Source organism: Streptomyces sp. NBC_00005, assembly GCF_045160215.1.
Taxonomy (GTDB): domain Bacteria; phylum Actinomycetota; class Actinomycetes; order Streptomycetales; family Streptomycetaceae; genus Streptomyces.
The window spans coordinates 6689827-6702373 of the sequence record NZ_CP108316.1 but is presented as its reverse complement, the minus strand read 5'-3'; the positions used below and the strand labels follow the sequence as shown (position 1 = coordinate 6702373).

At 68.8% G+C, this 12547-nt stretch carries 9 protein-coding genes and 2 tRNA genes; 5 read left to right on the top strand and 6 right to left on the bottom strand.

Annotated features, from left to right (window positions below; translation table 11 throughout):
• The first annotated feature begins 314 nt into the window (after positions 1-314).
• Positions 315-388: transfer RNA gene (locus OG303_RS30840), tRNA-Lys, on the top strand.
• Between the two features lie 107 nt (positions 389-495).
• On the opposite strand, the gene OG303_RS30835 is transcribed toward OG303_RS30840, so the two are convergent.
• From OG303_RS30835 to OG303_RS30815, 5 genes are all read right to left on the bottom strand, one after another.
• On the bottom strand, positions 496-2115 hold the full coding sequence (locus tag OG303_RS30835) for an AMP-binding protein (RefSeq protein WP_405872434.1): 1620 nt from the start codon (positions 2113-2115) through the stop codon (positions 496-498).
• Positions 2116-2149: 34 nt separating this feature from the next.
• Positions 2150-2626 (bottom strand): DUF3592 domain-containing protein, encoded by a 477-nt coding sequence (locus tag OG303_RS30830; RefSeq protein WP_405872432.1) that lies wholly within the window; start codon positions 2624-2626, stop codon positions 2150-2152.
• Positions 2627-2810: 184 nt separating this feature from the next.
• The gene (locus OG303_RS30825) at positions 2811-3416 is read right to left on the bottom strand and encodes a lytic polysaccharide monooxygenase (RefSeq protein WP_405872431.1); all 606 of its coding nucleotides are present in this window, start codon (positions 3414-3416) and stop codon (positions 2811-2813) included.
• Positions 3417-3513: 97 nt separating this feature from the next.
• Positions 3514-4626, bottom strand: coding sequence for an SPFH domain-containing protein (locus OG303_RS30820; RefSeq protein WP_405872430.1), 1113 nt, complete (start codon positions 4624-4626; stop codon positions 3514-3516).
• A gap of 63 nt (positions 4627-4689) precedes the next feature.
• A complete protein-coding gene (locus OG303_RS30815; RefSeq protein ID WP_405872428.1) occupies positions 4690-6015 on the bottom strand; it encodes a peptidoglycan-binding protein in 1326 nt (441 codons plus the stop codon).
• 189 nt (positions 6016-6204) lie between these two features.
• Between OG303_RS30815 and OG303_RS30810 the strand changes: the two genes are divergently transcribed.
• The 4 genes from OG303_RS30810 to OG303_RS30795 all read left to right on the top strand — a co-directional run bounded on the left by OG303_RS30810 (position 6205) and on the right by OG303_RS30795 (position 11506).
• A tRNA-Lys gene (locus OG303_RS30810) sits at positions 6205-6278 on the top strand.
• A 262-nt stretch (positions 6279-6540) separates the two neighbouring features.
• Entirely contained in the window at positions 6541-7257 is a 717-nt protein-coding gene (locus tag OG303_RS30805; protein ID WP_405872427.1) for a FadR/GntR family transcriptional regulator, read from the top strand.
• A 317-nt stretch (positions 7258-7574) separates the two neighbouring features.
• Positions 7575-9572, top strand: a complete 1998-nt coding sequence (locus tag OG303_RS30800; protein ID WP_405872425.1) for a glycosyltransferase family 2 protein — start codon at positions 7575-7577, stop codon at positions 9570-9572.
• Positions 9569-11506, top strand: a complete 1938-nt coding sequence (locus OG303_RS30795; protein WP_405872423.1) for a galactose oxidase-like domain-containing protein — start codon at positions 9569-9571, stop codon at positions 11504-11506. The genes OG303_RS30800 and OG303_RS30795 overlap by 4 nt, the downstream gene beginning before the upstream one ends.
• Here OG303_RS30795 and OG303_RS30790 read toward each other — a convergent pair whose 3' ends face one another.
• Positions 11507-12523, bottom strand: coding sequence for a glycoside hydrolase family 6 protein (locus OG303_RS30790; protein ID WP_405872421.1), 1017 nt, complete (start codon positions 12521-12523; stop codon positions 11507-11509). It lies immediately after the preceding gene.
• Positions 12524-12547: the final 24 nt, after the last annotated feature.

Sequence of the window (12547 nt, the reverse complement as noted above, 5' to 3'; positions counted from 1 at the left end):
GCAGGCAACGTTTGCCCGAAAGGAGCGGCGTCCGGTGCGTGCTCTCGGCGTGCCGGCTGGAAGCCCTCGTACTGGACGTACTTGGGCTTTCGGCCGGTGCGGCGAGTGGGGGCACCTCCCACGCCCTTAAGGCAGTGGGGGAGCGTGCCCGGCGTCGCGACCGGGCGAACGTTGCCTGTTGGGGCACTAGACGGCACGGGTCGACAGCCCTGGTCGGCAGCCCCGACCAGTGGTTCCGAGCACCCTTCCGGACCGGGTACTATTTTCTTCGTCGCCGCCCGCGAGACACAGATCAAGCGGACGGCGAGAGTCATGCGCCGCTAGCTCAGTTGGTTAGAGCAGCTGACTCTTAATCAGCGGGTCCGGGGTTCGAGTCCCTGGCGGCGCACAATGACGATGGCGGCTTGGGTTCGCAGAAAGCGCGAACCCAAGCCGCCTTCGTCGTGTCTGCGCGGCTTCGCCGCGCATAGTGCGGGCTCCGCCACCCACACCCCCTCATGCTGGGCCTCTCGTGGAAACGAGGGGCCCTTCGGCGTCCTCCCGGGTCAGCCTCCGGTACGAGCCCTCCCCCGGCGGCCGCCACCACACCGGATCGGCACACCGGAACCCCTCTTTCCTCAGCCCCGCGCGGTGGATCTTGTTCGTCGCCGTGACCGGCATCCGCTCCACGACCCGCACGAACCGGGGCGCCATCTTCGTCCCGAGATCGGGCTGGGCGGCCAGGAAGTCGGCGAAGCCCACCGGATCGAAGCTCCCCGCGACCGTCGCCATCACCTGGTCACCGGTGACCGGGTCCGGCACCGCGTAGACGGCGACGGCGGCCGCACCCTCGTACCGGGCGAGGATGTTCTCGATCATCGCAGCGGCCAGGTTCTCGCCGTCGACGCGGAGGCGGTCGTCGGTGCGGCCGGCGAAGTAGAGGTAGTCGTCGGCGTCCCGGTAGAAGAGGTCGCCGGTCCAGTACCAGCCGTCGTGCCGTCGCTCGGCCTCCGCCCCGGGGTTGCGCCAGTACCCCTCGAAGGGGTTGGGCCCCCGGTTCACCAACTCCCCTATGGACTCGGCCCCGTTGAGCAGCCGCCCGGCCGCGTCGAACACCGCGGGCGGACACTCCTCGCGCGTCTCCGGATCGAGTACGGCGAGCCCGGGCGCCGCCCGCCCGACCGCACCGCACGGTGTCCCCGGCGACCACTGCACGGCCGCGCCGCCCTCCGACGACCCGTACCCCTCCACCAGCCGCACCCCGAACCGCCGCTCGAAGGCCGCCGCGTCCACCGCCCCCGCCTCGGTGCCGAAGCCGAGCCGCAGGGGATTGTCCCGGTCGTCGGCGCGCTCCTCGGTGGCCAGGACGTACTGCACGGCCCGCCCCACATACGTGAAGTACGTCGCCCCGTACGTCCGTACGTCCGCCAGGAACCCCGAGGCCGAGAAGCGCCGCCGCAGCGCCACGCCCGCTCCGGCCGCCAGCGCGGGCGCCCAGTCGGCGATCACCGCGTTGCCGTGGAACATCGGCATGCAGACGTAGTGCACGTCGTCGCGGCTCACCCCGAACTGGCCGACCAGGGAGCGGCCGGCGGCGGCCAGTCGGCCCTGGGTGCAGATCGCGGCCTTGGGGGCGCCGGTCGAGCCGGAGGTGAAGTACAGCAGGAGGCGGTCGTCGGGGGTGGCCCGGGAGGCGTCCGGCTCGGCGCCCGTATACGACGCGAGGAGGTCGTCGTACTCCTCGGTGTCGGTCAACAGAAGGCGTACGCCGGGGAGTTCGAGGCCGGTGAGAAGGGAGAGGTGGGCGCGCTCGGTGATGACGGTCCGGCACTCGGTGTGCAGGATGTCGCGGGCCAGCTCCGGACCCCGGCGGGTGGGGTTGATCCCGGCGACCGCGGCTCCCGCCAGCGCCGCCGCGCCCAACCACATGGGGTATTCAGGGGTGTTGTCGAGCAGCACACCCACGTGCGGCTCGGCGCCGGGCGGCAGCAGATCGGCCAGCAGGGCCGCCCTGGCCGCGGCGCCGGCGGCCACCTCGTGATGGGTGAGCACGCGCTCCTCGCACCACAGGCCGGGGCGACGGTCACCCCACCGCTCGGCTACCAGTTCCGCGACCGTGCGCCTGGTGGACTCCATGGGGGCGCACGGTAGTTGACGTATCGTCAGATTGCTACGGCATCATGGAGAACCCTGGGACGTCCGACCCGGAGGACATCGTGTGGTACGTGACCATGAAACCGATGCAGAACACAACGATCACCCCGAAGAACGCCAGGATCCCGAACATCTGCGCCGCCTGCTTGGCGCGGCGCGGCTCGTGAGCCGTGGCCACCACGTTCTGGCCGTCCTTGTAGTAGACGGTGACGAGGTCGCCCTCCAGGTGGGTCGCCGGGCCGTCCTCCTCCTCGAAGCGGATCGCACGGCCGTCGCGGGTGGTGAACTCGTAGACGTGGTGGAGGGTCGTGCGCACGGAGGTGTCGTTGCCTCCGCCATGGGTCGTCGTAAACATCCGCAGACAGCGGCCCTGGGCGGTGAGCCCGCTGTTCCAGGCGCCGCGCACCTGCAGCCAGCGGCGCACCACGCGGTACGCCGCGAAGAGGACGCCCGCCATGATCAGGCTGGGGAAGAGGTAGAAGAACGCGTCCATGGGGTCCCCCGGTCTCAGATACGCACTACCCATCGGTAGGGCGTGTCAGGAAAGTACCCGCGGCCGGGGCCGGATTCGCTCAAGAAAGGCTCAGAGATCCATCCGGGCGTTCCGGACTCACGTGCGCCGGGACCGAGCCTCCCGGCGCACGCGGGCCCTGCCCGGGCCGGTCGAGAAGGCCGGGTCAGAAGGTGACGTCCGAGCAGGCGTAGAACGCGTTGCCCGTGTCCGCGATCGTCCACACCGCGAGGATCACGTGGTGGCCGCTCAGCCCGGACGGCAGGGTGCCGCTGTGGGAGAGGGTGGCCGGGGGACGCTGCCCGTTGTACGGGACCGTCAGGAACGGTGTGGTGTTGAGGTCGGAGCGGGCCAGGTTGTGGTTCTGGTTCCAGCCCTGCTTGGTGACGTAGTACTTGAAGTCGGTGGTGGCGTGCATGGCGGTGAACTGCCACCGGAACGTGTAGCTCTGACCGCCCGTCACCCTGGTGGTGGGCCAGGCGCCGCCCGACGGTGTCTTCGCGCTGTCGAGCTGGGAGAAGCGCGAGTTGCCGCCGGAGCACAGGGCGCCGTCGGCCGGTCCTGCGGCCGGGAAGCCCTTGAGGCCCTCGACGCTCTGCGGCTCCCACTGGATGTCGCCGCAGTTGGTCACGGTGCCGTTCTGGCAGACCTTCTGCCGGCTGACGGGGAGGTCGGTGTAGCCGTGGCTGCTCGCGCCGCCGGAGGAGAGCACGAAGGCTCCGGCGGTGGCGAGCCCCACCACGGCGGCGTACCACTTGGTCTTTTTGCGCATGCTGCCGCTCCTGGAGAACGTGGGGGAAGTTCCGTGAGGCGTGCAGGTCTAGACCAAGCTTCAGATTATTGCGGTTCTTTGACCATGTCCATACCAATCACGGCCCCTGTTCCCCGCGCCCGGCGCAGAAGGCGACCGTCAAGTCCTTGACCAGCGCCTTGCGTTCGTAGTCGTCCAGCTCTACGAGCCCGCGCATGGTCAGCCGCGTCACCGTGTCCTCCACCGAGTCCACGACCGACGTGACCACACTCGCCCGGTGCTGAGCGTCCAGCGCGGCGATACGGCGACGGTGCATCGCGGCGGCGACCTCGGGCGCGTACTCGACCCGGACCGGCTGCACCGAGAACACCTCGAGCCCGACCGGTGCCGCGTCCGCCGCGGTTAGCCGGGTCAGCGCGTCCCCGGCCATGTCGACCGATCCCCCAGCCCCGCCGGGCGTCTCCACGGGCACGCGGGCGAGGGCCGCCTCCACGCACTCGCGCAGATAGGTCTCGTGATCCTCGATGCCCAGTACCGCCCGTGCGGTGTCGCGCACCCTCCAGACCACCAGCACGACCACCCGCAGCGCCACCCCGTTGCCGTCGGCCGCGGGCATCGGCTCGCTGCGCCAGTGCCGCAGCCGTACGTCGACCCGGCGGCGCAGCAGCAGGGGGTTGACCCACATCAGGCCGGTGCGCCGGACGGTCCCCCGGTAGCGGCCGAACAGCCCGAGCACCCAGGCCCGTCCGGTCCGGCCGCGGGCCAGTCCGCCGAACCCGAACACCCCCAGTGCCCCGGCGCCCGCATAGGCCGCCCACTGCACGGGACCGAGCCCGGCCCCCGCGTACGCCGGCAGCCGCAGTGCCGCCACCACGAGCGGCGGCAGGACGCCGGCCCACCACGAGGTGGCAGCGCATCCGGCCGCCCCGCAGGCGCCGGCCAGCACGCCCACCGTTCCGGGCAGCACCCGGGCGGGCCGCTCGCCCAGCTCGGGGTCGACCTGCGGCGCGGTCCGTGGCTTCGCCGGCGCCGGGCGCCGGAACCGCGGCTGTTCGCCCGTTCCCTGCCGCCGGCCGACGACCGTCGGCCTGAGCGGCACGGACACCGGGTCCGGGTCGTCGCGGAACAGCAGGTGTACGGGGATCTCGGTGGTCGCCTCGTTCTGGATGAGGCGACCGGGTCTGCCCGGCCCCTCGGACTCGGGTGTCTGTGACGTGGTCGTCGTACTCATGCGTGCCTCCAGCCTCCGCGCCAGATGCGTCACAACAGATGGGTCGAACAGAACCGCTCACGCTCAGGAGAAGAGGCGCCTCCAGGTCTCCGGTCCCGGACAGCCGTCCGCCGCGCCGCCCCGCCACCCCTGGGAGCGCTGGAAGGCCTCGACGTTGCGCCGGTCCGCCTCGCCCCAACGCGGCCCCGGCCCGGCCGTGTAGTACTTGCCGAACCCCTTCTTCACCAGCCGCTCTCCCAGCCGGGTGACGAACTCGTTGTTCGCACCGGGCCGGAACAGGGCCCGCCCCGGATAGCCGTCCACCCCATGGGACGCGGGCGGGCCCGACGCCCCCGCCGCCGCGATGGACTTGCCTTTCCCGGAGACCAGCAGCTCCCAGGTGTGCGCCCCCGGCAGCCCGTCCGCGTCCCCGTCCTTCCAGCCCTGGGCCTGCTGGAAGGCCTGGGTGGCCCGGCGGTCCGCGTCGGACCAGCGCGGGCCGGGGCCCGACGTGTAGAAGGGCCGGGCGCCGCGCGCGACGAGCATCTGCCCGAGCTGGGTGACGTACTTGTTGTTCGCGCCGGGGCCGAAATACGCCGCTCCCGGATACGGCGTCGCGGGCTTCGGATCGGCCGGCACACTCGGGTTCGCACCCCCGGGCGCAGTCGGCTGCGCCTCCGCCGCGTCCGCCGCGAGTCCCTTGTACCGGTAGGGGACGTAGCGGTCGGAGTTGTTCCAGTAGGCGTACGGGGTGGCCTGCCGGCGGGCGTGCGGGGGCGTCTGCTCGTAGGCGATGTAGTAGGTGTGCGTGTAGTCCGTCCAGCCGCCGAAAATGACGACGTGCGAGCCTTTCTGCGGGTCCGCCGGATTGTGGAACAGCAGAATGTCGCCGGGCTCCAGTTCCTCCTTGGCAATCTGCGTCCCGTACTGGCCGAGGCTGCCCGTCCATTCGTTTCCGGTCAGTCCCCAGGCCATCGAGACGAAGCCCGAGCAGTCCTGCCGGTAACCGTCGGTCCAGTACTCGCTCATGCTGTACGGCACCCGTGCGTCGACCCATTTCCTGGCCCGGTTGATGATCTCCGCGCGGGTCGTCGCGGGCACCCTGAGCGCACCCTTGGGCTTGACCGGCTGCCCGCCCCGGCCGTGCAGCGGGGCCTTGGTGCCCTGCGGGGTACTGGGCTCGTCACCTGCGGGGACGCCCGGGCCGGGCGGTGCGTACGGGGCCGCGAGCGCCGGTGCCACATGCCCCGCGCCGAGGGCCGCGGACGCGGCCGCCGCCACGATCACGGCCCGGCGGGCGGCCGGGTGCCGCCCCGCCCGTGAATACGGAAGGACTCGGCGCCAGTGCGCGCACCCGGGGCAGTCGCAGTCGCCCGCCGGATCGAATTCCTCGAATACCGGAGTCGCCATGCGATTCCCCTCACACTCCAGATGGATATCACCGCTCCTGTGCACGTTGATCAGTTTCCCAACCGTCTTCCCGACGCGCATGTTGACGGTCCGAATGATGTACAAGGCCCGTCCGGGACCGGGGCCGCGCACAGGTCACCAGTGGTCGGAAGCACCCCCGGACGTCCGGTAGAGTTGCCGCGTCAGCAGGCGCCGCTAGCTCAGTTGGTTAGAGCAGCTGACTCTTAATCAGCGGGTCCGGGGTTCGAGTCCCTGGCGGCGCACCGATGACGATGGCGAGGCTCGTTCGCAGAAAGCGCGAACGCACCTCGCCATCGTCATGTTCTGCACGGCACAGCCGCGGGCGGCGGGGGCTTCGCCACCCACACCCCCTCGGCCCGGCACCCGGTGGCCGCGGGCGTGAGCGGCACCCCTCAGCCGATACCGCTGGAGGCCCTCCGCGGAAGCGGGGGGCCTTTCGCGTGGCCGGAAAACAGACTGTCCGGAACTGGGGGCACCCCTCGTTTGGCCGGATACCCTCTCGCCATGGCAGCGCGTGACCTTCAAGAGCGGATCAAGAAGCTCATCATCGACCGCAGGCTGCCCTCCGGGGCCCCGCTGCCGACCGAGCCGGAACTGATGTTGTTCCTGGGGGCGAGCCGGAACTCGGTGCGCGAGGCGCTGAAGGCGCTGCAGGCGATGGGCATCGTGGAGATCCGGCACGGCTTCGGGACGTATGTCGGCCCGATGTCGCTGGCCCCGATGATCGAGGGCCTCGCCTTCCGCACGGTCGCCGGGCACTACAGGGGAGAGGACTCCCTCCTCCAGTTGCTCGAACTGCGCGAGGCGGTGGAGACGGGGCTCGTCTCCCGGCTCGCGGGGCGGATCCCGGAAGCGGACCTCGTTGAACTCGATGCACTGGTGAACCGTATGGAACACCAGGCCGCGCAAGGAGGCGCCGGTCTCGCGGACACCGACCGTGCCTTTCACGCCACCCTGTACCGAGGGCTGGACAACGTGCTGCTCGGCGAGGTCCTGGAGGCGTTCTGGGACGCCTTCCACCGTGTACAGACGGATCTGGGAGGCGTGCCGCAGGACCCCAGGGTCACCTGCCGGCAGCACCGGGACATCCTCGACGCGGTGCGGTCCGGCGACTCGATCAGAGCGGAGGAGGCCATAAGGGAGCACTTCGGAAACATCCGCGCCCGGCTGTCCACAACGCATCCACAGGACCCCCACACGCGCCACAATGAACGCGTATGACCGGTAAACACCGCGTTTCGCATCTTGCGATCATGATGAACGCCGTAGAACCCTGTTTTTCAAGATGCTGCGGATACGCGGCAGTTGGGGGTCTAGTAAGCGGTTGCCGGGTCTGCGGGGATAGGGGGCCCCGTTCACGAGTCGATGCCGAGGGGGGCATCATGCAACCGGAAGGTCGCGGTTCCATGTCTTACGTGTGCGAAGTGTGGTGACTGCGGCCCACCACTGATACGTCTGTGAAGAGTCGAGGGGGACTCGACACGGGCGGAAGGAACCGACACAACACGCGGGTGACCCCGTGTGTGGGGGGATGACTCATGACGTCGACGCCGACGGGCGCCCGGCAGAACTTCGACCCGTCAGAAACCACCCAGCTCAGGGTGCCTGCGCACCGCAACAGCCAGACAGGTACGTTCCGCCGGATCAAGAAGAACCTGCCGAGATACGACTACGAGCACTACAGCCGGCTGGCCGGCCCCCTCACGCAGCCCGACCCGAACAAGCCGTACAAGGTGCAGTACCGCTCGCTGCTCTCGCAGGAGCAGCACCGTCTGCGCGCCGCGCTCATGCTGGGCGCCGCTCCGCTGCTCTCGCTGATCCTGCTCGGCTGGCTGATGCAGCCGGAGCACTGGACCGAACGCGACTATCCCGCCTTCGACTTCCTGCCGGCGCTGGACATCGTGATGCTCGTCTCGATCGGTCTGATCGAGTTCTTCCGCTGCATGAACGTGCTGTCCAACGCGCACGCCACCCTGGTCGCCCGCGACCCGATCCCGGTGGTGCCCGAGACCGGCACGAGAGTCGCGTTCATCACGACGTACGTGCCCGGCAAGGAACCCCTGGAGATGGTGACGAAGACCCTGGAGGCGGCCGTCAGGCTGCGCCACCGGGGGCTTCTGCACATCTGGCTCCTGGACGAGGGCGACGACGCCGAGGTGAAGGCGGTCTGCGCGCGCCTGGGCGTGCACCACTTCTCCCGCAAGGGAGTCGAGAAGTGGAACCGCCCCAAGGGCCCGCACCGCGCCAAGACCAAGCACGGCAACTACAACGCCTGGCTCGAGCAGCACGGCGACGCCTACGACTTCTTCGCCTCCGTCGACACCGACCACGTGCCGCTGCCCAACTACCTGGAGCGGATGCTCGGTTTCTTCCGCGACCCGGACGTCGGCTTCGTCATCGGCCCGCAGGTGTACGGCAACTACGACAACCCCATCACCAAGGCCGCGGAGTCGCAGCAGTTCCTCTTCCACGCGCTCATCCAGCGCGCCGGAAACAAGTACGGCTCCCCCATGTTCGTGGGTACGTCGAATGCCGTACGGATCAAGACACTCAAGCAGATCGGCGGCCTGTACGACTCGATCACCGAGGACATGGCCACCGGCTTCGAGATCCACCGGCACAGGAATCCGGCCACGGGCAGGAAGTGGCGCTCGGTCTACACGCCGGACGTGCTCGCCGTCGGTGAGGGCCCGGGTGCCTGGACGGACTTCTTCACGCAGCAGCTGCGCTGGTCGCGGGGCACGTACGAGACGATCCTGAAGCAGTACTGGAAGGGCTGGTACTCCCTGCCTCCGGGCAAGCTCTTCAACTACACCATGATGATCATCTTCTACCCGATGTCGGCTCTCAACTGGATCCTGGCGGCGCTGAGTTGTGCGCTGTTCCTGGGCCTGGGCGCCTCGGGTGTGAACATCGACCCCACGGTCTGGCTGATGCTGTACGGCAACGCGTCCGCGCTGCAGATCGGCCTCTACATCTGGAACCGTCGGCACAACGTCTCCCCGCACGAGCCCGAGGGCTCCGGCGGCGTGGCGGGCATGGTGATGTCGGCCCTCTCGGCGCCGATCTACGCCCGCTCGCTCATGGACACCGTGCTGCGCCGCAAGAGCAAGTTCGTGGTGACGCCCAAGGGCGACTCGGCCAGCCCGGACACGCTGTTCGGGACCTTCCGGATCCACCTGTTCTTCATCCTGGTCTTCGCCGGCTCGATCGCCGCCGGCTTCACACTCGGGCACTCGCACCCGGCGATGATCACCTGGGCCACGTTCGCCCTGCTGATCACCGCGTCGCCGATCTTCGCCTGGCGGTACTCGCTGCGGAAGGCGAAGAAGCAGCCGCCCACGCCGGTCCAGCCGGAGCCGCAGGACTCCGCGGTGCCCGCGACGGCGTACCAGCCCCAGCCGCTGCCGGCGCAGCACGCGCCGCACGGCTCGGGGCAGAAGCCCAGCTGGGCCGCCTCGAGTGGGGGCCCGGGCGGGGGCAATGACCAGACGATGCAGATCGCTCTTGGTGGATTTGGGGGACGTAAGGAATGAACGACCGTGCAGGCCGCCGCCGCGCCCGTCGACTCGCGATCGGCACGGCGGTGGTGCTCGCGCTGGCCGGGATGAACGGGCCGTGGCTCTACCGCTTCGGGACCGAGAAATACCACCAGTACCAGATCAACAGACCCGAGTACAAAGCGGACAACGGGCACTGGGACATCATCGAGTTCCCGAAGGAGTACCGCCAGGACACCATCCACGCGGCACTTCTGCGCACCGGCAAGGTGCTGCTGATCGCCGGCTCGGGCAACAACCAGGACAACTTCGACGCGAAGAAGTTCGACACCCGGATCTGGGACCCGGTCAAGGGCACGATCAAGAAGATCCCGACGCCGAAGGACCTCTTCTGCACCGGCCACACGCAGCTCGCCAACGGCAATCTGCTGATCGCGGGCGGCACCAAGCGGTACGAGAAGCTGAAGGGCGACGTCACCAAGGCCGGTGGCCTGATGGTGGTCCACAACGAGAACCCGGACGAGCCGATCACGCTGCCCGCGGGCACCAAGTTCACGGGCAAGGAGAACGGCCAGACCTTCGTGTCGAAGGACCCCGTTCTCGTCCCGCGCGCGAAGAAGGTCTTCGACAAGAAGACAGGGAAGTTCCTGCGCAACGACCCCGGTCTGGGCCGTATTTACGTCGAGGCGAAGAAGAGCGGCACCAAGTACGAGACGGGTACCCAGGACAACTACCGCATCCAGGGGCTGACCGGCACCGACGCGCGCAACACGTACGGCATCGCGCAGAAGCTCGCCCTCGACAAGAAGGACTTCCAGGGGATCCGGGACGCCTTCGAGTTCGATCCGATCGCCGAGAAGTACATCAAGGTCGACCCGATGAACGAGGCCCGCTGGTATCCGACGCTCACCACCCTGAGCGACGGCAAGATCCTCAGCGTCTCCGGCCTCGACGACATCGGGCAGTTGGTGCCCGGCAAGAACGAGATCTTCGACCCGAAGACCAAGAAGTGGACGTACACGTCGACGATCCGCCAGTTCCCGACGTACCCGGCGCTGTTCCTGATGCAGAACAGCAAGATCTTCTACTCGGGGTCGAACGCGGGGTACGGGCCGGACAACGTCGGCCGTGTTCCGGGTATTTGGGATGTCCCCACGAACAAGTTCACCAAGCTGCCCGGGCTGAGCGACGCCAACGAGATGGAGACGTCCGGCACGGTGCTGCTGCCTCCGGCGCAGGACGAGAAGTTCATGGTGATCGGTGGCGGCGGGGTCGGTGAGTCCAAGGCGTCCAGCAACAAGACGCGGCTGATCGACCTGAAGGACAAGAACCCGAGGTTCACGGACGGGCCGACGCTGGAGAAGGGCACGCGGTATCCGCAGTCCTCGATCCTGCCGGACGACTCGGTGCTGGTGTCGGGCGGCTCGGAGGACTATCGCGGGCGCGGTGACTCCAACATCCTGCAGGCGCGGCTGTATCACCCGGACACGAACTCGTTCGAGAAGGTCGCCGATCCGCTGGTGGGGCGCAACTACCACTCGGGGTCGATCCTTCTGCCGGACGGCCGCGTGATGTTCTTCGGGTCCGACTCGCTGTACGCCGACAAGGCGGACACGAAGCCGGGGAAGTTCGAGCAGCGGATCGAGATGTACACGCCGCCGTATCTGTACCGGGATTCGCGGCCCTCGCTCTCGGGCGGGCCGCAGACCATCGCCCGGGGCGGCACGGGGACGTTCACCTCACCGCAGGCCTCCGCCATCAAGAAGGTGCGGCTGATCAGGCCCAGCGCGTCGACCCACGTCACGGATGTGGATCAGCGGTCGATCGCGCTGGACTTCAAGACCTCCGGGAACAAGATCACGGTGACCGTGCCGAAGAACAAGAACCTCGTGCAGTCCGGCTGGTACATGGTGTTCGTGGACGACGATCAGGGGACGCCCAGTAAGGCGCAGTGGGTCAAGGTGCCGTAGCTAATTGGTGCCCTTGGCAAGGGCGAGTGCATAACTCGCCCACCACTGGCCCGCCTTCGGGCCTCCCTTGCAGGTGCCGTCCGACTCCCCCGGGCGCTTGACCCACAGGTAGGCGTCCACCAGGGGGTCCGACGTCTTCGTCGTCGGGGACTCCCCCAGGGATCGGCCCGGGGGGTTGCACCAGCGTTCGTCCGCGTCGCCGCCCTTGTACGGGCCCTTGCCGTTGCGGCTCGTGTCGATGACGAAGTGCTTCTTGCCCACCTTCGCGGACAGCTGCTTGCCGTACGCGATGGAGTCCTGGGTCGAGTAGAAGTTGGAGGTGTTGACCGCGAAGCCGTCGGCCTGGGCGATGCCCGCCCACTGGAGGGGCTCGTAGATCTGGTCGGGGTGGCCCCAGCCGGCGTTGCCCGCGTCCAGGTAGACCTTGGTGTTCTTCAGGGACTTGAGCTTGGTGACGGCGCCCTTGAGGAGGTCGTAGCGCTCCTCGTGGAACTCCTCCGGTGTGCAGCCGTCCACCAGGTGCAGGATGGCGTCCGGTTCGAGGATCACCGTGGTCGCGCGGTCCCCGATGCCCGCCGCCACGCCGTCGATCCAGGCGCGGTAGGCGTTGCCGTCGGCCGCGCCGCCCTGCGAGTACTGGCCGCAGTCGCGGTGCGGGATGTTGTAGAGCACCAGGAGCGCGGTGCGGCCGGCCTTGTCGGCGGCCTCGGTGAAGCCCTGCGCCTCCTGCTCGGGATTCTCCGGCCCGATCCACTCGCCGGTCGGCTGCTCGGCGATCTTGCGGATCTGCTCGGCGTCGTCGTCCTTGCCGGACTTCGCGTAGGCCTCCACCTGCCGTGCCGCGTTGCCGTCCGGGTTGACCCAGAACGGGTCGCTCTCCTTGGGCTGTTGGGTGATCTTCGCGCCGGCGTTCTTGTCCTTGTCGCCGTCACCTCCGGAGGAACACCCCGCGACGAGCAGCGCCGCCCCCAGCACCGCCACGGAAACCCTCACTCCGGCCCCCCTCATGCCGTACATCCAACTCCCCCTTGGGTGCACCGG

What these genes read in the sequence shown, in the direction of transcription:
- OG303_RS30835 (WP_405872434.1), bottom strand. Translation starts at nt 2,115, where the DNA reads ATGGAGTCCACCAGGCGCACGGTCGCGGAACTGGTAGCCGAGCGGTGG.
- OG303_RS30830 (WP_405872432.1), bottom strand. Translation starts at nt 2,626, where the DNA reads ATGGACGCGTTCTTCTACCTCTTCCCCAGCCTGATCATGGCGGGCGTC.
- OG303_RS30825 (WP_405872431.1), bottom strand. Translation starts at nt 3,416, where the DNA reads ATGCGCAAAAAGACCAAGTGGTACGCCGCCGTGGTGGGGCTCGCCACC.
- OG303_RS30820 (WP_405872430.1), bottom strand. Translation starts at nt 4,626, where the DNA reads ATGAGTACGACGACCACGTCACAGACACCCGAGTCCGAGGGGCCGGGC.
- OG303_RS30815 (WP_405872428.1), bottom strand. Translation starts at nt 6,015, where the DNA reads ATGGCGACTCCGGTATTCGAGGAATTCGATCCGGCGGGCGACTGCGAC.
- OG303_RS30805 (WP_405872427.1), top strand. Translation starts at nt 6,541, where the DNA reads ATGGCAGCGCGTGACCTTCAAGAGCGGATCAAGAAGCTCATCATCGAC.
- OG303_RS30800 (WP_405872425.1), top strand. Translation starts at nt 7,575, where the DNA reads ATGACGTCGACGCCGACGGGCGCCCGGCAGAACTTCGACCCGTCAGAA.
- OG303_RS30795 (WP_405872423.1), top strand. Translation starts at nt 9,569, where the DNA reads ATGAACGACCGTGCAGGCCGCCGCCGCGCCCGTCGACTCGCGATCGGC.
- OG303_RS30790 (WP_405872421.1), bottom strand. Translation starts at nt 12,523, where the DNA reads ATGTACGGCATGAGGGGGGCCGGAGTGAGGGTTTCCGTGGCGGTGCTG.